This window comes from Nocardia sp. XZ_19_231 (genome assembly GCF_015355705.1).
GTDB lineage: Bacteria > Actinomycetota > Actinomycetes > Mycobacteriales > Mycobacteriaceae > Nocardia > Nocardia salmonicida.
In genome coordinates, this window is record NZ_JACUZI010000009.1 from 95,269 (window position 1) to 118,864 (window position 23,596).

The following is a 23,596-nucleotide window of genomic DNA, read 5'->3' on the forward strand; positions in this document are numbered from 1 at the left end:
AGATCAGGTTGTGGCTCACTGCTTCCCCGGCGAAACGAGGTAGGGCCGCAACTCGTCAGGCACCGCCGCGATCGGCATCGGCGGATGGCCGATGAACCCACTGTCCTTGGCCGCCAGCGACATCGGTCCGGTGTCGCCGTCGAGGATCACCCGCAACTGCGGTTCCAGATGCTGAATCCACCACGAGGACATCGCCGATCCGGAATCGCTGGCCCGCGCCTCCTCCCAGGCATCGTGCAGCGCGAGCAGCCTGGCCACGACCTCGGGGTACATCCACCAGCGCTCATCCCACGACAGGCCTTTGCCTGCGAGCGGGTTGAGCTTGCGCCGCACGATCTTGACCAGGTAGCCCTCGACCCAGTCGATGACAGTGGCGAACTTGCGTTCCGGGGGCGCGGGCGCCTCCTCTTCCGCCGCCTCCTCCTCATCGGTGAAGGGATCGACCTCGTCGTCGCCTGTCCAGTCGATGGTGTCGGTGTTGATCATTCGGTCTCCTTTGTCATCTCCACCACCGCATCCGCGGCGACCTCGTCAGCGCCGTGGTCGTCGATGGAGGCGCGGATCTGCTCAGCGAACGGGCCTTGGGACCAATAGGATTTGCGCAACAGCAGCGGCTTGGAGCTGGGCAGCATCATCAGTGCCCGGTCCGAGGGCATCGCGGCCAGCTTGTCGGGAGTCAGGATCCGTTCGTTCTGCCACGACGAGCTGCGCGAGGCGCTCCCTCCGGAGAACCAGCCCGTCGGTGTCGAGGTGGAGTCATGGCGCACGACGTGCTCGCCGACGAGGTTCGAGATGTTGTCGAGAAACTCTCGGTCGGTGATGTTGCCGCCGTACCAGATGCCATTGCAGGCGTCGAGCATGATTTGGAACTTGACTTTGCCCCAGACCGATTCGCCCTGGGATGGGGACTGCAGGATGGTGATCGGCAAGATGCCGCGGGATCCGAAGTGGCTGTACTGATCTGGCAGGCTCTGCAGTCTGCATACGTTGGCGGCCTCATCGAGAACCGCGACCAAGGGCACCGGCAGTCGTCCGTGCTTGGTGCGCGCACCGGCGGCTTCGGCTTGGTCGAGGACCTGCCCGACGAGCGCGGTGTTGAGCGCGGTCGCGGAGTCGGGCCCTTCACGGCTCAGCGCGTAGAGGGTGTCGTGGCCCAGCGCGAAGGACACCGGATCGAACTCGGGCAGGTCGTGGATCTTCTTGCCGGGTCGCACAGAGAGTTTGCCGTCGCCGCCGACGCCGATGATCACCCGCTCGTTGGGCAGGATCGCCTTGGCGTAGCGCTGTGCATCGAGGGTTTCCAAGAACCGCCGAGCCATGTCGAAGAAGCCGTCGCGCTGGCGTTCGGTCACGCCCTGTTTGGTGGTCAGCGTGCGCCCCGCTGCGTCTTCGCCATGGATCTGCAGGATGTGGGCGGCCATCGTGTCCTGCTCGGAGGCCATCCATTCGATCGCGTGCACCAGGTCACCGCCTCCCAGCGCGGCGGCGAGCATGTACACCGCCAGCAGGTCTTTCGCGCTGCCGTCGAAATAGGAGTCGACTTTGGCGCCGTCCTCACGGGACGCACCGACGAAGTAGGCGGCCACCTTCTTTGCGCTGGGCAAGTCGTGGATGGGCTTGAGCGGGTTCCACCAGAAACTGGCCTGCCCGATCTTGCCGGTGGTGACGCCTTGCAGGTCGAACAGCCAGCAGGTGCCCATCTGCTCACGGATGCCGCGGGTGTGGGTGTAGAGGTCGGGCTTGTTGCTGGTCGCGATCAGCGCACCCGGTGCGGCGCAGGCCGCCGGAATCGCCAGCGCCGCAGTCTTACCCATGCGGGTACCGGCCAGCGCGACCACAACCCATTCCCACGGTAGGAACACGGGCAGGTCGCGGCGCACGGTGATACCCATCGGAACCCCGCGATAGGACGGATGGGCGGCATCGATCCCCGGCGCCAGCCGGGCGGCTTCCTCGGTCGACCACTTCGGGTCGAGGATCTGGACGGTCGCGGGATCGGTCATCGTCTTGGCGAGCACGTCGACTTCGCGCTGCGGCCCCCGGCGGCCCGCGAGGAGCCGCGCGACACCGACTGCGACGGCGGTGACCGCAATCAACTCCATCATCAGCACAGCGGTGGCCGTCACCGGCCACGTGCCCCGCCCCGCTGCGAGCTCCATCAGCAAAGTCGGGCTCCAACCGGGCAGGTCACCGCCGCCGAGGCGATAGGCCACGACGACCAACCCGACGATGAGAGCCAGTGCGGCGCCGCCGACGCCGAGTATGACCTCGCTGGGAATCGGCGACGGGCGCGTCGACCGAGCTGTCATCGCAGATCACCCCGCACGTTGTAGCGCGCCATCAGCCAGGTCTCACCGAGCTGCTTAAGCTCGACCTGCATCACCTGACTCGAGTACGGAGTGCTCGCCCCACCGGCGTGCAGCACGGTTTGGGTGACGCGCACCAGCACGCTGGCTGTGTCTCCGTCGACGGTCGCGGGCGCCAGCGGCGCGGCCGCCGCGCTGACCTGGTCGCGGCTATCGACCCATGACGACCACTCCTGCAACGCTTTCGGTGCCGGATCCGGACGGGCCGCAGCGGCACGTGCCAGCGGATCGGTCAGCAGCGCCGCGGCACGGTGCAATGCCTCCCAGGTCGAGGCATCAGTGCCCGGCCGCCAGGTGTAGGCGATGGTCAGCGCGTTGATCGCGACGGTGTCCGGAGTGGCGCCGGTGGGATCGAGCGGGTCGATGTGTGCGTGGCTGTCGCCGCCTGCGTGGTCATGACCGGGCGGATCGGTGACCATGTGGCGGGTGATCACCACAATCACCGCCGCGACAACGACGACGGCTATCGCGGCCGCGATCGTACGGATTCTCATTGTGCGATTCCTGCTTCCATGAGCTTGGCATTGGTCGTGATGACCTGCACGTAGTGCTGGGTTTCGGCGAAAGGCGGGACTCCGCCGTAGGACTCGACGTTGCCGGGGCCCGCGTTGTAGGCCGCGAGCATCAGTTCGGTCGGATCTCCTTGGACGGCGCCGGAGGCCAGGCTGGGGCGTAGCTGTTCGGCCAAGTCGCACATGTAGGCGCCCTGCGCCATCACCGCGTCGCCGATGTCGTTGGGGTCGCCCGCCCCTGCCGGTCCGGTGGGGTTGCCGTTCTCGTCGACCGGTCGCCCGTAGGCTGCCCAGGTGTCGGGCATGAACTGGGTGTACCCCTGCGCACCGGCGCGGCTGGTGAGCCCGGCGACGAACCCGGATTCCTGTTTGATCTGCGCGCCCAGCAGCGCCGGACTGATCTCGCTACATTGGCGCGCTGAGATCTTGAGCCAGCGGACGAACTCGGTGGGTACGGCGCCATCGGCCAGTTCGGCTTCGCTGTCGTCGTTGAGCCCCCCGCCCGGCTGTGTTGCCGAGCGTGAACACGTCGTCGACGCCGCGGTCGGTCCTGGCGATGTTGACCCGTCGAGTTCTGGTGCAGCACCGTAGGTTTGGCCGTCGACGGGGAACCCGTGACCTTCGGTGGTGACGTGGATGTGGTCGAAGTGGCCATCTGCGGCCTGGGTCTCACCGTCGACCGGGATGTACTGGCCACGCCAGATCAGGTCGGCAAGTTCGAACTGCTCGCGGTGGGTCCACAGGTAGTCCAGGATCTGTTCGCCCAACGCGCGGCCGCTGTCACTGGTGTGGTCGGGGATCATCACGTCGACCGCGATCCCATTGGGGTGATAAGGCAGCGTGTCCTCGCGCCACCCGTACATGGTCGTGATCTGCGGAAACCGGGTGTGGACTGCCCGCGCCACCCGAATCGTGTCCACCTGCAGCTCAGCTTCCGAGCCCACCGACTCGGGCAAGGCGGCCATCTCGGTTCCGCGGTCTGCAGCCAGCACGGTCGGCGGCACCGTGGTGGTCGGCGACGGCGGCGACGTCGTCCCAGGGCTCGCGCTGCCGGGCTCGGCTGCCCCGTCGATCCAGGTGTTGGGATCGATATCGCTTCCGCCGGAGAACCTTCCGCCCTTCCAGACCTCGAAATGCAGATGCGGGCCGCTCGATTCGCCCGCTGATCCTTCATTGGCGATGTGCTGGCCCGCCACGACCGACGCGCCGGCGGATACGAGCAGGCCGTTCTCCCACATGTGTCCGTAGACGGTCGAGTAGACCTCGCCGTCGACGTTGTGGTCGATCACGATCCAGAACCCGAAACCCGACGCCGCACCCGCGGCCACGACCGTGCCCTCGGCGGCGGCGAAGATCGGCGCACCTTCTGGCCCGGCCAGGTCCACGCCCAGATGGCCGGGCCGATCTGGGGACCGATACCCCGACGACTCGCTGGCGTCTTGGCTGCGCATCGGCCGCGACCGCTGCCCAGGCGGAACCCCTTGGGCCACAGTGCCAGGTGCTGTGGCGCTGGCACCGGAGTCCGTGGACGCGCAACTACTCTGCGTTTTGTCGGCAGCGGGTTCCTCGCCCAGCACCGAGACGAACACCACGATTCCTGCCGCCATGGCCAGTAGTGCGGCGATGCCTTTCGCGGCTGCCTGCATTCACGACACCCGCGCTTCACTGAGCTGCTGGTTCGCGGCTCGCAGTCGCGTCACTTCGGCCTGCAGCGCGCGGATCTTGCTGGGCACCTCTTCTGTCGACAGTGCTCGGGTGGTGCCGAATTCCGCGTTGACCCAACGGACCACGGTGTTGACGTGCGCGCCCAGGTCTTTGGCGATCTCCGCGCAGCACTCCATGCGCGATCGGTGCTGTTCGCGAGTCTCGCGATAGGTGGTGATCGCCCAGCTACGCTGCCGCGCGGTGTAGCCGCTCATATAGGTTCTGTCCGAACCTGTCGTGTGCAGGCTCCGCTACCTGCGGATTTGGCAAGTTTTCTGACAGTTGCGTCGGTCGTTTCTTCTCGTCGAGTTGTCGCATTCCTCGACAACACCGACGACGACAACTGCTGTCCGGGTTCGTGGGCCACCGAGCCTCCCGCAGGGCGCGTTTGCGGCCAGCCGGCGTACTTCGTCCACCAGGTGAGGTAGTCCCCAGCGATCGGCGCAGGCATGTCGTCAGGCAGCGCGAACGACTGGGCCAGAACCGGCAGGTGCGGTGCCACGTCGTCGACGAGGCCGCTCAGTTCAGCCTCGATCAGGGCCGCCCGGTCGTCGGGAAGGGCTCCATTCGCGGCGAACCACACGCCATGCGCTCTGACTCTGCGCAGCGCGTACACCTCGGCGAGGTCCGTGAGGATCTGTTGTGTGGCAGTGTCATTCGTAGCCTTGGCGGCTGTGATCATGGCGTCCACGGTGACCCGGTCCGTGACAGCGGTCGCGAGATCGATCGCGTTGGAGTCGGGGTGCCCCCACATCTCAATGCCGACGAGTAGAAGCCGCTCACGCTTGGCCAGCAGCTGATGCCACCATGCCCGCGCACCGTTGCCGGGGATACTGTTGGTCAGAGTGGGGACTCCGGACCGACGGATAGCGCGGCCAGCCGCGCCCAGCATGGCCCAGTTCTCGCCTTCGGCGGTCAATGTGCCCTGGCACAGGCTGATCCAGTCAGTCAGGTAGTTGGCGCGGAGCATGCCTTGCGCAGCGGTGCGCTGTCGGCACACCTCGAGCGATTCCCACGCCGTACGCGATGCGACAGGTTTGACCAGCATCGCCCACAAAGCCGACTCCTCGGCGCCAGCGTCCTCACATTGGCTGCGAACGCTGTTGACCAGGCATGTCATCGCCCATACATCAGCCATCGCCCCCACCAGATGCTGTGCGACATGGTCGCTGGACAGCATGGTTGCCCCGGTTGCGCGGATGACGCGCCGACTGGCATAGCCGATGGTCAACGCCAGCCCGGCACGAGCCGCAGACACCGCAGCACCGCCCATACACAACCGCGCTGGAGTCAACGGGCTCATCGTGCGCGCGAACCGTTGCGCCGCAGTCAGCTCGCAGTGGAACCGGCCTTGCTCATCGAACCAGGCCACATCCCCGCCGAGCAGACCCGACTCCGGCACCACGGCACCGTCGAACCGTGTCTCGGCGTTGTCCATCGCCAACCCGTACCCATTGTCGGGCAACGCCGCTACATCGACGCCGTCCACGAGGCCCTCAACTGTGCGTAACGGCAGCAGAAACGGCCAAACTCCCTCATCGGTGCCATTCACGATCAGTCGGGCGATCACGATCACGGTCTTGGGCACCCCCGTCGCGGCGACGTTGGGCATGAACTTCACGCTCGCCGGGGTGGGACTGTTCAGGCGGTAGGCGCGTTCGCGTGGTTGCCAGGTGGCAGTGGTCTCCATGTTGAACGCATCAGTGCCGTGCCCCAACTCGGTCACCATCGCCACACCCACCGTGCGGCCGCTGTCGAGTTCTTGCAGGCACGAGTGTTGATACCGGCTCCCGTCACCCAGTTCCTCGATCGCTGCGACGGTCAACTTCACATGCCCGGACAGATACGGCAGCAAGTGCGGGGCCAGCGCGGCTGCCCAGTCGAACAACGCGTACGAGTCGCGGTCCTGTGCCGCGATTGCCCGCGTCGATCCGCCCAACGCGTCGATGGCTCGTTCCAGCAGCAGATAGCCTTGGCGCGCCTCGTCGGCCTGGGTCGACCCGGTGCCGGGTGTGTCGCCGAGTGCGGCCACCACATCGCGGAACCGCATCTGGTGCTCATACGCGTCTGCGTCGCCGAAGACGACTCGTCCTAGCGCCGCAGCAGGCTCCGGTGCGCGCCGGTTCCGATCTGCCGATGGAGTGGTAGCTGAGTGCAATGATGTGTTCAAGATCGTCATCGGGGGTTGTCCCTGTCTCGTTGCGTCGTGCCTAGCGGCTGGAGGTTGTTGGGTGCGACGGCGGTGTGGCCGTCCGGCATGAAGCGGTGTCAATGCGGCGGTGCGCTTCGGAGCTCACCGCACACCCTGGAGCTCGAACAGCTCGTTGAACCGCACGTTGGTGTCGTGCAGTTGTTCGTCGACCTCGATCGAGGTCAGCTGGGTTTGCACCGGGATCCCCGGAGCGCCGTCCTTGCTGATCTTGATCATGAATTTGCCGATGCCCGCAGGCTTTTGACGGCGACCGCGACCATGGCGGCGCAGGGGCGCACCACGCGACCAGGAGGTGATCATTCCCTGCTCGGCGGTGGTGAACTGCAAGACATCTTCGAGCCTGGTCAGCTCGCCCGCAGGCAGTCCACCGCAGATCACCATCCCGGCCCGCTCGATGAACCCCTTGGCGGTCTTGACGTCCATCTCGGTCGGCAGCGTCTCCAGATCGCGACCGGTATGAGTGATCATCAACAAGCCGGTGCCGTCAGTGCGATTGAGGCGGGTCAGTTCGTCGATGCGTGAGACCATCCCCGCACCGGCGCCGAGGACCTGCCACAGCTCGTCCAACACCGCGAGAAAGTAGCGCTGGGGGGCCAACTTGACCTCGGCCAGCAGGTGAGCCGCCTCCATGGTGCCGAAGGCATCGCTCCAGCACGCCAGCATCACGGCGGCCTTGAGCTTCTTATCCCCACGGGTCAGGGCGCTCACATCGATGCAGATGCCGGGCGCGGTCAGATCCAGTGGCACCGTGGTGTGGTCGGCGAAGATCTCACCGAGGGGACCATCCAGCAGAGCTTCCAGCGACCGGCGCAGCGGCTTGATCGTGTCGATGTACTCGACGATGGAGTCCGCCGCAGCGACCTTCTGCAGTCGCTCGGACCCTTGCGAGATCTGCGCAGCCAGGTCGCGCACCAGTGGCGGGTCGGCGAAGCTGAATCGCCCCGAGGCGCGCAGCTCGCGCAGCGCCGACGACACCAGCGCGTGCTCCCAGTCGGCGACCGGCGCCGAACGGATCAGCTCGATCAACGCCGCGACCATCGTGACCTGGCGCGAATGCACCAGCTCTTGGGTTTCGGCGATCACTTCGAGCTTGCCCAGCCGGGCGAGGTGCTCACGATTGGCTTCCAGCACCGGCAGAGTCGCGCCCAACGACCCTGCGGCCAGCGGATTGAGGTGGCCTTTGCCGGGGCCCAAGGTAATGACCTGGCCACCGATCTTGGAGATCAGCGCGACGTATTCGGGCTTCATATCGCCAGCGATCAGGGCGATTTGGCCTTGGGCGACGGCGCCGATCACCATTTTGCGGATCAGCGTCGACTTGCCCAGGCCTGGCAGGCTCAGCACGAAGGCACTGGGGTTGGAGATCAGCCCCGCAGCGAACCACGCCAAGGGATCGCAGGTGGCGGGCTCCCCGGTTGTCAGATGTGATCCGACCGGGGTGCCGATGAGCGGGGCGGCGGCGCCGACAACCCACGGGTTCAGACCACACGCGTGCGCGGTGGTCGCCTGCCATTCCAGCGGGCCTTGCACCGTCTCCATCGTTCCGGCGCCTGGCCCGCGGTAGCCGCGTGGTGACGCGGTGTATGCCCGCCGCCATTGCGGCTCTTCCTCTTCGGCGTCGACCGAAGTGGCGTCGGCGCGGTTCTCGCGCCGCCACCGTGCCAGCGCACGGCCCTTGCCCGAGAACAGAGCGGGCTCGGCCGCCGCGCCGCTGGCGATATCGTCGTCGAGCTGGGCGAGTTCGTCGTCAGAGAATTTCGATTTGGCCATGTCGCGCCCTATCCGTTGGCCGCGATCGAGGTCATCGACGAGTGGTCAGCCAGCAACACGCCCACACCCAGACCCGCCGCGAACGCCGCGTCCTGGGTGCCGTAAGCGCGGTGAAGCCGGATGCGCGCCCGCGCTGCCAGCGACTCGGTGACCGCCGCTGCGGTGGCCATGTCATCGGTCATGGTGACGGTCAGCAGCATCGAGTACCGGAGAAGGCCCGCACCGCGGACCTGTTCTTCGCGCTGCTGTTCGGTTGCCTGCAAGCGCAATTCGCTCGCCGCGGACTTGACGGCTTTGCCCTGCTGCATCGCGACCAGCGAGTCCTTGTACTCACGGTCGACTTTGCGGGTCGCGTCGCCAGCGGTGAACGGTCGGTAGACGATGGCCAGGCGCTTGCGGTGCAGCGCATCGTGCGGGTCGAGCAACGGCTTGAGCACCGTGTCGGCGAAAACCGACTCGGGCGGTGAAGCCATCTCCCAGACGATCGAGCGAACACCGTTGTGGCGGTAGTGGTCCCATTCGGCTTTCGCGGCCGCTGGACCGGCATCTTCCCAGTCCAGACCGTGCTCTTCGCCGAGGACTTCCAACGCCTCGAAGTCGGATTCGGCGCTGGGGTTGTAGCTGCGGTGGGTGAAGGCCACGATCTGCGCGGCGGCCATCGGCAGTGCTTCGACTCCCGCACCGAGCAGATCCTCGTAGAGGGAGGGAAGTCGGCGGGCCAACTCGGCGGCCATCTCATCGGCGTCGACCCGCCTGGCCTTGGTGGTCGCCTTGAAGGTGATCGACAACCGCGCCATCTGCTGCAGCTTCCCGGCCGGGAATTCGATCGCCGACTCGATCATCACGTCCGAGGCGAGCGTGGAGGCAGAGTTCTGCACCATGCGCGAAACCTCACGCTTGAGCCGCAGGCCGGTCGCTGGAATCGTCTCCACGACCGCGACGGCGGCGACGACATCACCGGGCAGCCCCAACCCGGCCAGATAGGCACCCCAGTCGGCTGTCATCAGGTCGCGCTCGGGCTGAGTCAGTGCCTCATCACCGCCGGGCCAGCATTCGAGCACCACGGTGTACTCGTCGGTGCGACGGCGGTGGATGAGCCCGAAAGGATTGCCGAGCCGGTCGACACCCTCGTGCAGCCGAGTCGCGGCGAGCAGTCCGGGCAGCCGGTAGCGGCCACCGGGGATGCGGGAATGCGGGCCACCTCGATAGACGGTGCTGCCGTTCGCGCGCCGCCGCCACCATTGAATGCGCAATTCGATTCCTTCATACAGACTTCGGCGGCCGAAGGTGATCACCATCGGCGCCAGGACGAGGACACCCACACCGGCGACGCAGATGCCGGGCAGGAAACCGGCGGTCATCATGGTCATCAGCGCCGCGATCATCGCGACGCCTCCGAACATCGACGCGCGCAGTGATAGGCCGAAAAACCCTGTGCGCTGCGGGAAGGTGCCGGAGCTGTAGAGCGGACGTTCGATCAGCTGCTGTGCGCTCATCGCGGCACCTGCCCGTGCCCGACGGCGCCTTCGGCGAAGTTCGCCATGCCAGAGACTCCACGTGCCGGAGCGCGCATCGCGCTGGCCCCGCGCGAGAGTGCCACTCCCACACCGGTGGCGGCGGTGCCCGCGACACCCGCGGCTTGACGGGCTCTACCACCACCGCCACCGCCATTGGACCCGCCTCCGCCACCGGACCCGCCGCCACCGCGACCACCACCGCCGCCGCCCGAGGAACCCACGGAGCCCGATGCCGGTGCTCCGCCTCCCCCGCCGCCGCCAGACGAGCCGCCCGATCCCTGAAAGGACTTCATGAAGCTGCCCGCACCGCGCGCGGCGGACCCGCCCATCGCCGCACCTGTCGCGGCCGCGCCGGCGGCACCTCCGGCGAGGGCGGCTACCTGACCGCCGCCAGCTGAGATTGTCGACACCGCAGGCGCGATCACTCGGATCAGCGACGGCAGAGCGAGCCCGGCGAACGCGAGCAGGATCGATCCCGCGATCGCGTCGAACGCCGACTCCGATTGCGCGACTGTGAAGGCAAACGCGTATAGCAGCGCGGCCACTGGTTTGAACAGCAGTGCCGCGATTGTGTAGGAGATCATCGACGACCACGTTTGGCGGCCCGCGCCGGTGGCGCTGGCGGCGGCCGCGATCGGAGCCAGCCCTACTGCCAAGGTCAAGATCGCCTCGCGCACGAACATGGCAACGAGTTGAGCGACCGAGCCGAGCAGGCCGACCCCGGCAAGCACCAAAGACACCACTGGGCCGAGGCCGGTCTTCTCGTCAATCCAGGTCAGCGCGGTGATCCGGGCGTTGGGGTCGCCCCCCATCGACTCGGTCAGCACCCAGACCGAGAACGCGTCGGTGACCTGGTGCAAGACCAGGACCATCGTGGGCAGCGTCCAGATCGAGAACAGTGTCCGAACCAGCATCCGGGCGGTTTCGTCGGCGCCCTCGGAGACAGCGTGGCGTCGGGCGATCGCCACGCGCAGCGCGCCGGTGCCGATGCCGAAGGCGAGGGCAAATATCTGTAGATCCCAGGTGAAGCTCTGGATTCCGTCGATCTTGGCGGTGTCGACCAGCGAGACCGGCATCTGGATCCAGAACGCCATCACGGTGTGAAAGGCGTTGACGTTGCCCTCCATGACCGCCTTGGAGAACTTGCCGACAGGGTCGCCCCAGAACAGCGACACCGCCGAGGAGATCGCGGTCGACGCGGCATCGATAGGGTGCAGGGTGACCGCGACCTGGTTGCAGCCCCAGGTGTTGACCCCTTCGATCGCACCGTTGACGATGTCGGTCAGCGGGCCCGCGTCGATGTTGACTTCGACTAGCTCTTTGCACTCCTCGCGGGTCTGGGTGTATTCGTTGTCCTCGTTGGCGTAGCCGGGCAGCTCGACCGAGGGCGCCGTCGGCAGTGGTGAGGACGTCGTGGGAGCGCTCGGTGTGGTCGCGGGCGCGCTGGTCCGTGGGGTTGTCGTGGGCGCCGGGGTGCTCGTCGCCGGGGTCGGTTCGGTTGTCGGTGTCGGCTGCGCGGCGGCAAGGCCCGCGCCGGTGCCGAACAGAATCAACAGCAGAATCGCGATGGCTGGAAGCTTCTTCACCAGGTCCATGTGGTCCACCCCTCCAACGAGGCGTACCGCTTGCCGGAGCCGATGCTCTGGTGCTCGCGGATCATCTGCGCAGACCAATCGCCGTTGCGCCACAACAGGTTCAGGCGATGTCCCACCCATTTCTCGGTGGTGGGTCGACCGGCGGCGTCGGCGTCGGCGCGCAGTGCCCACTCGACGGCGACGAAGTCTTGGTCGCAGCTGAGCACCCGAAATGCCTCTGGAGCCAGCATCATCTGCAGGTATTTCGCGGCCTTGTCCGAGGTCGGCGCCGAGGTCGCCGACAGCGCATCCAGCTGTGTGCGCTCGGAAGGGGTGAGCACAGCGACCTTGTCCAGGGCCTCGTGTTGCGGGGCGCCACCGGCCATCAGCCGGGCTGCGAAGTTCCATCCCGCCAGGGCAGCGCCTTGCGGGCTGCGCCGATATCCGCGGGGAGTGAGTCCGTCGAGTCGCGCGGGCCCGTCGGTGGCCGAGGTCAGGATCGAGAAATTGAAGCTGCGTTGGATCTGCACGCCCTCGGGCGACGTGATGGGCGCTGCGGGCGCGCACTCACTGCGGACTCCGCTCGGGTCGCGCTGCGGTTGCACCACGCCGGCGGGGTTGCGCGGCATCAGGACCTTGCGACCGAGCTGATCGGTGACTGGATCGTCGAATCCTGTCTCACCACTTGCCGATGCGGTTGTCGTCGCCGCCGCGACCGACGCCGGAACATCGGTGGGTTTGCCTTGCGGGCGAAGCACGACCAGCGTCGTCGCGAGAGCGATGAGCACGGTCGCGGTGACGATTCCCAGGATGAGGGTGCGAGTGCGGGTCATCAGCTGCCCTCAAGCCGGGTGTAGCCGTCGAGGCTGGTCACCTCAGCGGCATCGATCGCTTCGGCGCTGGTGGGGAGCACGATCCGCCAGTCGTTGTCGATCCATGACAGTGCCACCGGGTAGTCGAATGTCTGTGTCGGAGTGCCGATCTCGGTGACGATGCGCACTGCGGCCGCGGTATCGCTGTAGTGGTTGACCTTGAACGCGATGTACTTGGGCGCCGATTCTGCGGGCACTGATCCCGAGATCGACAGCACGACTCGCTGCGCGGCGAACTCCTCACGACCGGGCCCCGGCGCCGACACCAGGGCGACAGTTCGGCCCCATTCGGAGTCCGACGCCATACCCAGATGGACTTGGCCACGGATCGCGGCCAGCACTGCACCTTGTGGACTGTGCCGATATCCCATTGCCACGACCTGGGCAGACTGCGAGGGCCCATCAATCGACGATCGGGGCAGGCGAACGCCACGCCAGGTGTCCCAGCTCAGCTTCGCCGGTGCCGAGGTCAGGTCGGGAGGTGACACCGACGACGGGACAACGGATTCGGGGTCGGGATCGCTGCCGCACGCCACTGTTGACAGGGCGAGGACGGCCAGAGCGAATCCGACCAGGGCACGACGGCACACCGGGGACATGAATTCTCCTGAACAGATCGGGGGTCGGATTAGCGGAGCAGCGTGAGCGCCAGGACGCCGGACGAGCTGGTGATGACGGTCGCGATGAGAATCCGCAGAAGCACTGATTCCTCGATGAGATGGGTCGAGGAAGCCGAGCGGCGCATCCAGACCAGGGTCATCACCGTGGCCACCAGCGACGCGACCGAGAACACGGCGGCGAACCAGAGGAACCAGCTGAATACCTGCTCGAGCCCACCGGTGACCTCGTCGGGAAGCGGTCGGCGCTCGGCGAGCAACATCAGAACGCGAGCAGGTTGATCGTCGAGATCGACATCGACACCAGGACAGCGCCGATCATCGCGCCGACCAACTTGCCCTGAGCGTCACCGCCGCCGCCCTGCATCCGCTGGTAGGCCAACATCGCCGCCGCGACGATGAAGCCGCCGATGCAGGCGATCACCGCCGCCCACAGCAGCCATTCCAGGATGGTCATGAACTTGTCCGCGCCCGGTGGTGCGGAGGGTTTGCGATCGTCGATCTCGGCGAGGATGTCGACCGACATCGCGTAGAAGATGGTGCTCGGGGCAGACATTGGTCCTGGTACTCCTGCTCAGTGGCTTATCGCCGCACGCGCGGCGATAAAGATGGCGCTGCCGATTTCGGCGAGCTCGGGATGGATGGTCTGGGTGGGGTCCGCCCGGCGGGCGAAGCGTTTCTGCTCCGGAGCGGGTTCGTCTCGAGGCGACCACTGCGGCATCTGGGTGATCGACAGGCACCGGAAGTCGGGAATGAAGGGCACTCGCCAGGCCTGGGGCGCGAGCTCTTCGACGAGTTCGAGCTGGCGGCGCAGCGTCGCGGGCAGCGAACCGTCGTGGTCGACAACGGTGACCAGGCCCAGCAACCGTGCCTGGCCGATCTGATGGGCGGCAGCCTGGCGCAGCAGCACATGCGCGGCTGACAAGCCAGCGCGGTGCGTGCGTGCGCAGATCACCACGTTCGGGTAGCTGTCGGCCGCAGGCCACCCGCCCAGAGCATCAGCCGCCGGTGCCCACGCTCGATCGAGCGTGGATACCGCCGCACCGCCGTGTGCACCGAGCAGCCAAAACGCCGGGTGCGGCCTGGTCTGTGACAGCGGCTTGTGCCAGACCGGCCGCTGTTCCTTCTCCGTGGGCACGTTGAGCCCGGCAGGTCCGGACCTTCCAGCGCTCGACGGTGCGTGAGCGACCAAGTCGTCACCGGCGTCTGCTCGTTGCATGGCACTCACCGCGGATCAGTTCGCCTGCCCGGCCAGGATCGTCGACGCAGCAGGGGTCTGCTGTCCCGGCGCGGCCGATACCGGCCCGGTGGCCTTGGGTGCGCTTGGCTTGGGTGCCGCAGCTTGAGCTCCGGCGATGTCCTCGGCGGCCGCTGCCACCCAATTCGCAGTCAGAGTCACCGCGGTCTGGCCACCGACCCCGACAGGTGTGGTGGTGTATCCGCTGTTGCGGCTGCCTTGCCAGTACGAGGAATCCAGCGCCATCCGCACGAGTCCGGCGTTGTTGATCACGCCGCTCGAGATCTCGTTGAATGCCAAAGTCACCAGGCTGGTGAGGTTGGCCGGACTCACCAGCTTGACCACCGCCGAGCCGAGCTTGACCGCGAGCGCTCCCAGCGCGGCTTCGGGCCCTGCCAGCATCGCCGCCCCGACCTCGGCGATGGTGGAGGCGGTGAGCACGTCCTTGCCGACCGCCACAGCGGCGTTGATGCCCATTCCGGCGATCTTCGTCAGCGCAGTGATCGCGGTAGTCAGGCCGTCGGTGGGGTTGGAATTGGGATTGGACGCCTTCACCATTCGGTCGATGACCGTGGTGCCGCCGGTGTTGATCTGCAGCTTTCCGTCGCTGGAAGTACTCAGGTGGTCGTTGACGAATCCGCCGGTGGTGGACAGCACTGAGGATCCGATCGCTGTCACCGCTGAATTCAGGATCGCGAGCGGATCGGAGGTGTCGGTGGAGGTTTGGGCGGTGATGCCCGCGATCACCTTGGCCAAGGCAGCGTCCTTGGGAATGTCACATGACAGATCTCCGTGGCTGCAGAAGTTCGCCACCCGTGAGGACAGCGACCCATAGCCGGTGGTGACCGGCGCGACACCGGACCCGTCCGGCGCGGCCGCGGAGTTGATCCGAATGCCGTTGACCTTCGGCTCTGCGCCGTCCTTGCCGGTCTTGGCTCCGGGTACGACTCCGGGAGCGGTCGCCTTGTTGGCGAAGATCGCCGCGCCTGCGGCACGCGTCGGGTCAGCGAACACCGCGACGCCGGCTATCTGGTCAGCTTTGACCGGGCCTTTTCCGGCGCCGATATCGCGTGCCAGAGCGGACATGATCTGCCCGCCCGACCCGTAGCCGACGAGGAACACCTTCTGCTGGGGGCACTTCGCGGACAGCTCGGTCAGCTGGTTCACCGCACTGGCCTGACCCGCCACGACCGCCTGCTTCTGCACGTCGCTGGCCTTGTAGGGCACATACGATCGCGACAGCAGCGGGCTCTTGCCCTCGGCATTGGCTTTCGTCATCGCCGGGACAGCGATGCCCGCGCCGAATCCTCCGTCGATGTCGGTCGGCACGTCGGGCGAGGTGTCGCCGACCCCGTTGGCCAGCAGCAGATGCAGCGGTGCGCACGCGGGCGCGGTGTCCTCGGCTGCCGCCGTTGGTGCTGCCGCACCGATCGCGGCGGCGCTGAGCGCGGTGATGGTGGCGGTGGTGAGGAGCCTACGAATGGTCATGGCCTCATTTGCCTTCCCGCGCACTGATCGAGGTGATCAATGCGCCTTTGGGTCCGGTGGGCGAGTCGACGGTGGTGATGGTTTGGCGGATCTGTTCCAGAGCCCCGCCGACTGCGGTGCGGGTGAACAGATCGACCGCGTACAGCCCCGGCTGTAGCCGTGTGGTGAGCACGCAGTGTTTGGTGCCGCTGGGCACTGACGCGATGCCCGCTCCGAGCTCTTCGATGGAACCGACATGGGCATCCGCAGCGACGTAGCTGCGTGCCAGCCCCGCGTCTTTGCGCTCGTAGTACGCGGTTTCGAATCCGGAGATTGTCGCTGCGCCGGGGTCAGATGCGCTGGTGCTGGCAGGTTCTCCCGCCGCCAGCCCGCTGCACCACGGTGGTGCCGGAGTCGGGGTGGCTGGTACCAACGTCGGCGATACCGATTCCGGGAGCGTCAAATCCTGGGTGTCCCCAGGCATGGCGGCCGCGATCAGAACCGCCGCGCCGCCCGCGAGCGCGAGCAACGCTGCCAGCGCACCGACAGCCACGACCACCCCGCGGCGGCGCGCAGGCACCGATGCCCGGGGCGGTGTGGGAATCTCGGCCGCCGTCGGCGCCGCGGGCTCGGGCTCGGTGTCAGTGAACCAATCGTCGTCGGCAGCTCCCGCGCTGTCGGTGTTGTTGACCACCGACAGCGCTCGAGCTGCCCCCGGATCCGAGTGGGTGATTTTGTCGGGTTTGCCTTCGCTGGGAGCGGCGGCGTCGAACCAGTCATCCATGAGAACTCATCCCCTCACCGGGTAGACCGAGTTCGGGCAGCAACCACCTCGCCAAATCCAGGTAGGCCCAACGGGTTTCCGCCAGCAGAGCGCTGTTGGTGATCGTGCGGCCGATGGCCAGATGTGGATCGAACGCCACCTCGATCACCCCGGATACCCACCCGCCGTAGTGCTGGGCCAATGCCGCAGCAACAGGGGGTGTGTGAGAGCTCTGATGGCTGACGACGAGCACCGTCGAAGCGATCAAAGACTCACCGAACTCTTCATCGAGCTGGCGCAATGTGATGGCGACCCGGTTGGCGGCGTCCATCCGCGCCGGGATCGTCACTGCCACCCGCACGTCGGGGTAGTCGAGGAGTGGGCGCAGGTCTCGGGCCGCCGCCGAAGCGCCGCCGTCGACGATCGGTACCAGGCCTTCGGCCAGTAGCCGATCACACACGGTCGCAATCGTTTCCCGCCTCGGCAACGCCGAAGCATCACGTCGCACGATCGCAGCCCCGCTGCTGGCCAGCGACAACGACGATCCCAGCGCGGCCCCAGCAGGGATGCTGGCCGCCGACAACCAGGACTGCAACGTCGATCCGGCAAACCGCAGATCAGCTCCGCGCAGCGCCAGATCACCACCCGATGCGGTGCCGTCGACAGCGACCGAACGCACCAGATCAGCAATCTGAGACGCCAACCCCAAGGTGGTGGTGGTCGCACCACCACCACCGCACCCACCGATTATCAGCACTGGCGGCCACGGTGGCGGATCCGCGCGCACCAGATGGACGACAGTGCCGACATTCGGCACGGCGGCGGCGTGTGCCCCCCGCACAACCCACTCCCCGACCATGACTACGCTCCGGCGGCCTGGAAGGTCTGCGGCGGCACTGGGGCGCTCAGCTGCGCCCAGAACGCGTTCGCAGCACCGGCGACCGAGGCCACCAGGTCATCGATCGGGTTGGTCGGCACCACCAGCGGTACCGGCTGCACTTCGCTGCTGACCTCGACAGCTTCGATGCCGTCGTAGTCTTCGGCTACCGGCTGTTCGGCCACCGGCACCTCTTCGACGGCCGGGCCACCCAGCTCCGCGGGCGCGGGTGCGGGGTTGTCGCTGTTCCCGCCAGCGAGCGCCGCAGCAGCTGCGGCGCCGACCGCGCCACCCGCGACCATGCCCGCGACCATGACCGGGACACCGACGACGAGGCTACCGGCGATGCACCCGACCCCGGCGCCCACCGCCGCGCCCAGTGGTGAGCCGACACCTGCGCTGGGGATGCCCGCAGCGACGCCACCGACTACACCGCCGATCACCGCGCCACCCAGGCAACCGGGGACCGAGCCGACCGAGCCACCCATTACAGCGCCGGTATAGCCGCCCACGACCATGCCGCCGGCGCCAGCCTGCGCCCGCCGATCAGATTCCTCACGCGGAAGGCCGAGCGCGTCGCCAGCGAGCGCGATCTGGTACACGCCGTAGTCGTTCCACTGATTCCACTTCTCCACCAGCGACACCGGCACCCCTTCGGGGATCGCCGTGGTGTCGGCGCCGAGGTGGAGCTGGACCTCGGCGACCGGCGCCGGTTCGGGCTGTACTTCGGGCTGCTCGCCGTCGGATTCCTCGGTCTCGACCTCGGTGTCGGGCTCGTCGTACTGGATTTGAGGCGTGGACTGTGGGGGCGCCCAGAAGTTCGGCATCGGCCTGTCTTGGCGCGGTGCCGGGGCATCGGGAATCACTGCCGCAAGCGCTGTACCCGCGTCGGGCGCTGGGGCGGGCTTGGGAGTGGGGGTTACACCGGCTTGTGTTCCACCGCCTTGCGGGGTGACCCCGGCTTGCCCCGGCGACGCCTGCGGGGTGACCCCGGCCTGTGGGTCGGCTACCGCCGTCCCCGCAGATACCGCGAGCACTGCTGGTACTGCGGCGGCGGCGATTACGCGCCGCATGGTTTGACCTGTTCGGGTCATGTTGGGTGTTCTCCTTCCGGATTTCTGTGTGGTCACAGACCTGCTCGCGGAGGCATCAGCGTCACCAGCCCGCCGGGGTCGCTCTGATCGAGCAAGCTCGTCCAGATCACCCCCGACTGCAGGACCGGGACGTGCACGCACAGCCGCACGACTGTGTGCTCGGCGCGCAGTTGGGCGACGAGATCATCGGCACAACCGATCGCGCGCCCGGCGCTTCGCGCATCAGCGACGACGACCAGCGCGACTTCGTCTGCCTGACTGTCGGCGAGGAACTCACCCACCGCCGGTGCGGAGGTGGGAACCGGCCACTCTGCAGCGGCGACCGGGCGGCCGCTGCGGATCGCCACCGTGATCACGCACGGCGCGGTCGCGGACACGGTGTGGGCCAGGCCGAAGATCGGCGCGGTGACCTCGTCGGTGGCCAGCACCAGATCACCCGGTCCGGGCCGCGGTTGGGTAGATCGCTGGTCGCCGTCGCAGCGAACTGATCGCTGAGCGCACCGTGACGGCGGCAGACGCGGGATCGGAGTAGGGCAGCGAGTGCGGCGAGTCTGCATCTACGCGCAGACGTGCGTTCCCGCCGAGCAACTCGATCAGCCGATGGGCCTGGCCGAGGGGTGTAACGCGGTCGCGGCCGCCGGTATGTACCCATACCGGCACCGTCGAGATGACTTGGGCAGCACAGCGATCGAGCTGATAGTCGAGCATGATCGTCACGAGGTCGGCCAGAACACCGGCATCGATCGAGGCACCGGCGGGAATGAACTGTTCCCGGCCAGGTTTCGCGCGGGCGATCTGGGTGCGGAATTGGTGTTCCAACAGGCGGTGACCACTGCGGTTCATCACGTCCAGCGCCCCACCTCGCCACCGACGCAGTGCCCCAGTGACCTTGAGCAACTTCTGATTGGCCGCGACGTAGGACGGGGTCTCGCTGGCGGGGTTGAACAGCACCAGCCCACCGACCCGCGCCCGGAACTGCATCGCGTGCCGGTAGGCATATTCCTGGACGACGAATGTTCCGACCGAGTGGCCCACGACCAACACCGGTGCCTGGCCGACCCAATCCACCACCGCCGCAAGGTCATCGGCCATGCGCTCGACGGTGGTCACCGAGCGTTTGGCCGGGCGCGTGGACGCGCCGTGGCCGCGGGCGTCGAAGACCACCAGATCCAGCTCGTCGGCCAGATGATGGCTCTGCAGCTCGAGCACAAGCGGATCCCAGAAGCGGCTGTCGGCCAGGAAGCCGTGGACGAACACGACCTTGATCGGCGCGCGGCCGTGCGCCGTCGCACGGACCGCGAGTTCAACACCGTCGTCGGTGTGCACGGTCGCCTTCACGACGCGAAGTCCCCGAAGCTCGACACGGACTTGTCCCGGATAGGAATCCGCAACCGCACCGCTGCGATTGCGCCGCAGGCGGCCACCGCCGCGAGCACAGCGAACAATCGATGGAACGAGGCGAGAACGTAGTGGTCATCGGTCAGCACCGCAGCCAGGACCGCTACGCCGATCGCGCCACCGATCGAACGAGCGGTGAGGTTGAGCCCGATGGCTGACGCGGCGGAATCAACTCCGCCGGCGGCGGCAGTGATCACCGACAGCGCGGTGATGGCCAGCCCCATACCGACACCGAGCAGGACCGCGACCAGCGCCCACAAGGCGAACGAGCGCTGCTCACCGAAGCATCCGGCGACCACCGCGAAGCCTGCGGCCTTGAGCATGAGACCGACGCCGGTGAACCAGGTGGCGTTGTGGACGGTGATGAAGCGACCGGCAACACCAGCAGCGATCATCGCCAGCCCACCGGCGGCGCCGACGCAACCGGCCGCCTGCATCAAGCTCAGGTGCCAAATCGTGATCAAGAACAGCGGCGCGGCCAGCAGATAGGCGAACAGGCCATGACCCAGCACCGCTGAGATCACGTTGGCCCATGCGAAGGGCCGCCAGTGCCACAGTGACACTTCCAGCGCCGGTCGCGGGTGCAGCGATCCGCGGATCACCACGGTGCACAGCGCACTGAGGCCGACAACGAACAGCATGACGGTTACCGGGTGCGACCAACCCCATCGGCCCGCTTCGCTGACTGCGGCCACGATCATCCCGACCCCGGCCGCGAGCAGGGCAACGCCGAGCATGTCCGGAAGGCGGGACTTCCTGCCCTCGATCGGCTCATTGGTATGAGCAGGGATCCACAGCACCACTGCAGCGCCCAGGAGCACACACGCGGCCGCCACGGCGACAAAGGTCGCCCGCCAGCCCCAAAACTCGACGATGACCGCACCGGCAGCCGGGCCGATGGCCGCAGCGAGCGCACCCGCCGCGGACCAGGCCCCAATCGCCGCTGGCACTTTCGACGAAGGCATCGTGGCCAGGACCGCGCCCAAGGACGCGGGCAGCAGAGCGGCACCGGCGATGCCCTGCACCGCACGAGCGGCGATCAGCCACTCGATTGTCGGCGCGATCGCGCAGCCCAACGAGGACAGCGCGACCACGAGAACACCGACCAGCAGCACCTTCTGATGGCCGAGCGTGTCGGCAAGGCGACCGAAGGCGGCCAAGAACGCCGCGAACGCGACGGTGTAGGCGCTGACCACCCAGGTCAGCGTGGAGATGCCGACGGGGAAGTCCGCAGCGATCTGGGGGAACGCCAAGTTGACCAGTGCGAGATCCAAGAAGCTCACGAAGGTCGCAGCACAGGCCACCGCCAGGACCGCGCCCGCCGGGACCGAACGCCGGACAACACCTTCTACTGCGAGGGTCATCAACGATCACCCCCGCTGATCGGCAGCGCCGAAACATGGCTGACCAGTGCAGCCACCGCGAGCGGCAGGCCGAGCGCGGCACCGCTGACGTGCTCGGGAGCAGGGCACGGAATGTTGGTCACCGACACCCCACCAGCGCGCCAGCGCGCCATGGTGGCGTCCAGAGAAGCAACTGGGATCAGCGGATCGGTGGCCGAATGCCATTCCAGGATCGGCACACTCGGCAGATCAGGGAAGAACTCGAGCGAGTTAGCCCGCAGGATCTCTCGGGTGCGATCGCTGTAGAAGAGTTCGAAAGAGGTGCCCAGCGCGTCTACTGAGCGGTTGTAGCCCAAGCGCAAGATCTCATTGGTGCAGGCATTGTTCATGTCGGCGCGGAATCGGCGGCCCTCATCGGTGAGGTACTCGCTGATCGGAAGTTGCTCGCCGTACTCACGTTCCAGGCCGAAAGCGGCGGCCGCCGCGAGCCCGAATGCCGGGTGCGGGTTGTGGCCGAGCGCTTCTGCCATCGTTTCGAGGTTGGTGGGTACGCCGCCGATCGCGGCGGCCGTCAAGGACAGCTCAGGGGCGTAGGTCGGCTGCAGCGCGGCCGCCCATGCGACCGCCATGCCGCCACCGGAGTAGCCCGCCATGGTGATGGGGCTGTGAGCGAGGTTGAACGGTGCGTGACGCTGCGCTGCGCGAATGGAATCCAGGGTGATCTGACCACCCAGCCGAGCTGCGCCGTAGGCAGATCGCGGGCCGAGATGATCAGGGATGATCACTGTCCACCCCATGGCCAACAGAGGGTCCAGTGCCGGTGCCTCGCGGATGACGAGGTCGCTGTCGGCCGACCACAGAGTCTGGGAGGGCGAGCACCTGAGCCCGAGTGCATTGGCGGTGTGCCCGTACACGAACACAGGCCCGTTCGGTGCGGCGTGATCGGGACGGATGACCGTTGCGACCGCGGGGATCGCTCGACCGAGTGTGTCGGTCGAGGCGAACTGCAGTTGTGTCACCGCGCCGGTCACCGCGAACGGTGCAGGCATCGGCCGAGTAGAGATGATGTCGCCGGGCTCCCCCTCGATCGGGGCTTCGGCGGGCAGATAGAAGGAGTCGGGGATCGGCGGCATCGCGGGATCGGCGCCAGCCGGACCCGCAGCAGTCGTAGCGAACGCGACGGCCGCCGCGATCATGGTGAGCGCCAAGGTCTTCTGCATCACTTCGACCTCCGGTACCGGCAGGTCGAAGAGCCGAGGATCTGGTCGCCCGGGGCTCCCAGCCCATGCGAGGAGGCTGGGAGCTGCAAGGGCAATGCAGAGCGTCCCGGTGTCAGATCGGCAAGAAGGGCAGCACCGCGTGCACCACCTGATTGGCCGCGAAGGCCAGGTTCGCGGCGATGTTGGCCAGGCTTCCCACCAAGCTCAGGATTCCCATGGGTGTTCCTTTCGATATTGACGCGCGCCAATCGCGCGCCAAGCTGAGGGCTCGCTGCAGATGCGGCGAGTAGTGGCCTCGGGCAAGCCGAGGACAGGTACCGGGCAAAGGGAGCCGCGCCGCTCCGGCTGGTCGATGACCGTGAGCCGGAGCGGCGCGCGCTCGGGTGTGGGGCGTCCTGGTTGACTCCCACCGGACCCCTGCGTGCTTGGTCAGAGCACATCGGGGAGAAAGTTGAATGAGCGTGGCTGTGTGCCTGCGCGTGGTCTACCGTGGTCACGGCAGAGAACCGCCTCTCTGCAAAAGGAAGACTCTGCTGGCCCAAACCGACAGAGCTGTGGTTACAAGGGCAGTTCGATCTGCCCGCATGGCTGCATGTCCCCTAGCCGCCGCAAACGGCTGGGGGATCTTCACGTCAGCATGAAAAGGCCGCGCATTAAGCTGCGCAGAATAGGTGTCGATGCCTACATCAGTGGTGCCACCAACATGTGCAATGTCCTTCCCCCGTCGACTTTCGGCGTCTGCGGTCGGCCCTGCCCTGATGGTGTTCACAGAGCCGACCGCAGTCGCTTTTCTCCCTTTGCCAGCCCCTCCGAGTACCCGCATAGAAGCGGGGTTCGATCGAATATTCGCGATGCGACTCGATCCGGTGAAGCTGTCGAAACAGAGTCAATCCGGTAGGCCCATTGGTGTCAATCAGGTCCGTTCCCACAGATCTGTGAGAACTCGAATTCAATGTCCGAGTTTTTTCCAGGTGCGCTGCTCACAGAGCTGTACTCACATATTTGTGTGCGGCGCCGAAACCACACACAATTGTGTGTGACCTGGCGCGGCCG

The 23,596-nt window shown here is 66.9% G+C and carries 22 protein-coding genes; all 22 read right to left on the minus strand.

The genetic code is table 11. The features are described 5' to 3' along the window. Window positions 1–15: 15 nt before the first annotated feature. Window positions 16–486 (minus strand): DUF4913 domain-containing protein, encoded by a 471-nt coding sequence (locus tag IBJ82_RS29560; RefSeq protein ID WP_194829275.1) that lies wholly within the window; start codon window positions 484–486, stop codon window positions 16–18. Further along, entirely contained in the window at window positions 483–2,309 is a 1,827-nt protein-coding gene (locus tag IBJ82_RS29565; protein WP_194829276.1) for a type IV secretory system conjugative DNA transfer family protein, read from the minus strand. Before IBJ82_RS29565 ends, IBJ82_RS29560 begins: the two co-directional genes overlap by 4 nt. After that, window positions 2,306–2,860: a hypothetical protein gene (locus IBJ82_RS29570; RefSeq protein WP_194829277.1), complete on the minus strand. Its 555-nt coding sequence runs from the start codon at window positions 2,858–2,860 to the stop codon at window positions 2,306–2,308. The genes IBJ82_RS29565 and IBJ82_RS29570 overlap by 4 nt, the downstream gene beginning before the upstream one ends. After that, window positions 2,857–4,524, minus strand: coding sequence for a peptidoglycan DD-metalloendopeptidase family protein (locus IBJ82_RS29575; RefSeq protein ID WP_194829278.1), 1,668 nt, complete (start codon window positions 4,522–4,524; stop codon window positions 2,857–2,859). The genes IBJ82_RS29570 and IBJ82_RS29575 overlap by 4 nt, the downstream gene beginning before the upstream one ends. Then, window positions 4,525–4,797: a transposase gene (locus IBJ82_RS29580; protein WP_194829279.1), complete on the minus strand. Its 273-nt coding sequence runs from the start codon at window positions 4,795–4,797 to the stop codon at window positions 4,525–4,527. It lies immediately after the preceding gene. After that, complete coding sequence (locus tag IBJ82_RS35520) at window positions 4,794–6,617, minus strand: acyl-CoA dehydrogenase family protein (RefSeq protein WP_194829280.1); 1,824 nt, start codon at window positions 6,615–6,617, stop codon at window positions 4,794–4,796. The genes IBJ82_RS29580 and IBJ82_RS35520 overlap by 4 nt, the downstream gene beginning before the upstream one ends. 258 nt (window positions 6,618–6,875) lie before the next feature. Then, window positions 6,876–8,564, minus strand: a complete 1,689-nt coding sequence (locus IBJ82_RS29590; RefSeq protein ID WP_194829281.1) for an ATP/GTP-binding protein — start codon at window positions 8,562–8,564, stop codon at window positions 6,876–6,878. A gap of 8 nt (window positions 8,565–8,572) precedes the next feature. Continuing rightward, on the minus strand, window positions 8,573–10,060 hold the full coding sequence (locus tag IBJ82_RS29595) for an SCO6880 family protein (protein WP_194829282.1): 1,488 nt from the start codon (window positions 10,058–10,060) through the stop codon (window positions 8,573–8,575). Beyond that, window positions 10,057–11,676, minus strand: a complete 1,620-nt coding sequence (locus tag IBJ82_RS29600; RefSeq protein ID WP_194829283.1) for a hypothetical protein — start codon at window positions 11,674–11,676, stop codon at window positions 10,057–10,059. The genes IBJ82_RS29595 and IBJ82_RS29600 overlap by 4 nt, the downstream gene beginning before the upstream one ends. Next, window positions 11,664–12,488, minus strand: a complete 825-nt coding sequence (locus IBJ82_RS29605; RefSeq protein WP_194829284.1) for a hypothetical protein — start codon at window positions 12,486–12,488, stop codon at window positions 11,664–11,666. The genes IBJ82_RS29600 and IBJ82_RS29605 overlap by 13 nt, the downstream gene beginning before the upstream one ends. Then, the gene (locus IBJ82_RS29610; protein WP_194829285.1) at window positions 12,488–13,126 is read right to left on the minus strand and encodes a hypothetical protein; all 639 of its coding nucleotides are present in this window, start codon (window positions 13,124–13,126) and stop codon (window positions 12,488–12,490) included. Before IBJ82_RS29610 ends, IBJ82_RS29605 begins: the two co-directional genes overlap by 1 nt. Before the next feature lie 29 nt (window positions 13,127–13,155). Beyond that, window positions 13,156–13,407: a hypothetical protein gene (locus IBJ82_RS29615; RefSeq protein WP_194829286.1), complete on the minus strand. Its 252-nt coding sequence runs from the start codon at window positions 13,405–13,407 to the stop codon at window positions 13,156–13,158. Then, a complete protein-coding gene (locus tag IBJ82_RS29620) occupies window positions 13,407–13,700 on the minus strand; it encodes a hypothetical protein (RefSeq protein ID WP_194829287.1) in 294 nt (97 codons plus the stop codon). Before IBJ82_RS29620 ends, IBJ82_RS29615 begins: the two co-directional genes overlap by 1 nt. A gap of 18 nt (window positions 13,701–13,718) precedes the next feature. Next, window positions 13,719–14,363 (minus strand): DUF6668 family protein, encoded by a 645-nt coding sequence (locus IBJ82_RS29625; RefSeq protein WP_194829288.1) that lies wholly within the window; start codon window positions 14,361–14,363, stop codon window positions 13,719–13,721. A 15-nt stretch (window positions 14,364–14,378) separates the two neighbouring features. Beyond that, on the minus strand, window positions 14,379–15,869 hold the full coding sequence (locus tag IBJ82_RS29630) for a cutinase family protein (RefSeq protein ID WP_194829289.1): 1,491 nt from the start codon (window positions 15,867–15,869) through the stop codon (window positions 14,379–14,381). 4 nt (window positions 15,870–15,873) lie between these two features. Beyond that, window positions 15,874–16,632, minus strand: a complete 759-nt coding sequence (locus IBJ82_RS29635) for a hypothetical protein (RefSeq protein WP_194829290.1) — start codon at window positions 16,630–16,632, stop codon at window positions 15,874–15,876. Continuing rightward, the gene (locus IBJ82_RS29640; protein WP_194829291.1) at window positions 16,625–17,452 is read right to left on the minus strand and encodes a hypothetical protein; all 828 of its coding nucleotides are present in this window, start codon (window positions 17,450–17,452) and stop codon (window positions 16,625–16,627) included. Before IBJ82_RS29640 ends, IBJ82_RS29635 begins: the two co-directional genes overlap by 8 nt. 20 nt (window positions 17,453–17,472) lie before the next feature. Then, window positions 17,473–18,582 carry a hypothetical protein gene (locus IBJ82_RS29645; protein WP_194829292.1) on the minus strand — a complete coding sequence of 370 codons (1,110 nt, stop codon included), beginning with the start codon at window positions 18,580–18,582 and terminating at the stop codon, window positions 17,473–17,475. Between the two features lie 32 nt (window positions 18,583–18,614). After that, window positions 18,615–19,010 carry a hypothetical protein gene (locus IBJ82_RS29650; RefSeq protein ID WP_194829293.1) on the minus strand — a complete coding sequence of 132 codons (396 nt, stop codon included), beginning with the start codon at window positions 19,008–19,010 and terminating at the stop codon, window positions 18,615–18,617. Between the two features lie 4 nt (window positions 19,011–19,014). Next, window positions 19,015–19,920, minus strand: a complete 906-nt coding sequence (locus IBJ82_RS29655; protein ID WP_194829294.1) for an alpha/beta fold hydrolase — start codon at window positions 19,918–19,920, stop codon at window positions 19,015–19,017. Beyond that, entirely contained in the window at window positions 19,917–21,344 is a 1,428-nt protein-coding gene (locus IBJ82_RS29660) for an MFS transporter (RefSeq protein ID WP_194829295.1), read from the minus strand. Before IBJ82_RS29660 ends, IBJ82_RS29655 begins: the two co-directional genes overlap by 4 nt. Further along, window positions 21,344–22,543, minus strand: coding sequence for a lipase family protein (locus tag IBJ82_RS29665; protein WP_194829296.1), 1,200 nt, complete (start codon window positions 22,541–22,543; stop codon window positions 21,344–21,346). The genes IBJ82_RS29660 and IBJ82_RS29665 overlap by 1 nt, the downstream gene beginning before the upstream one ends. Window positions 22,544–23,596: the final 1,053 nt, after the last annotated feature.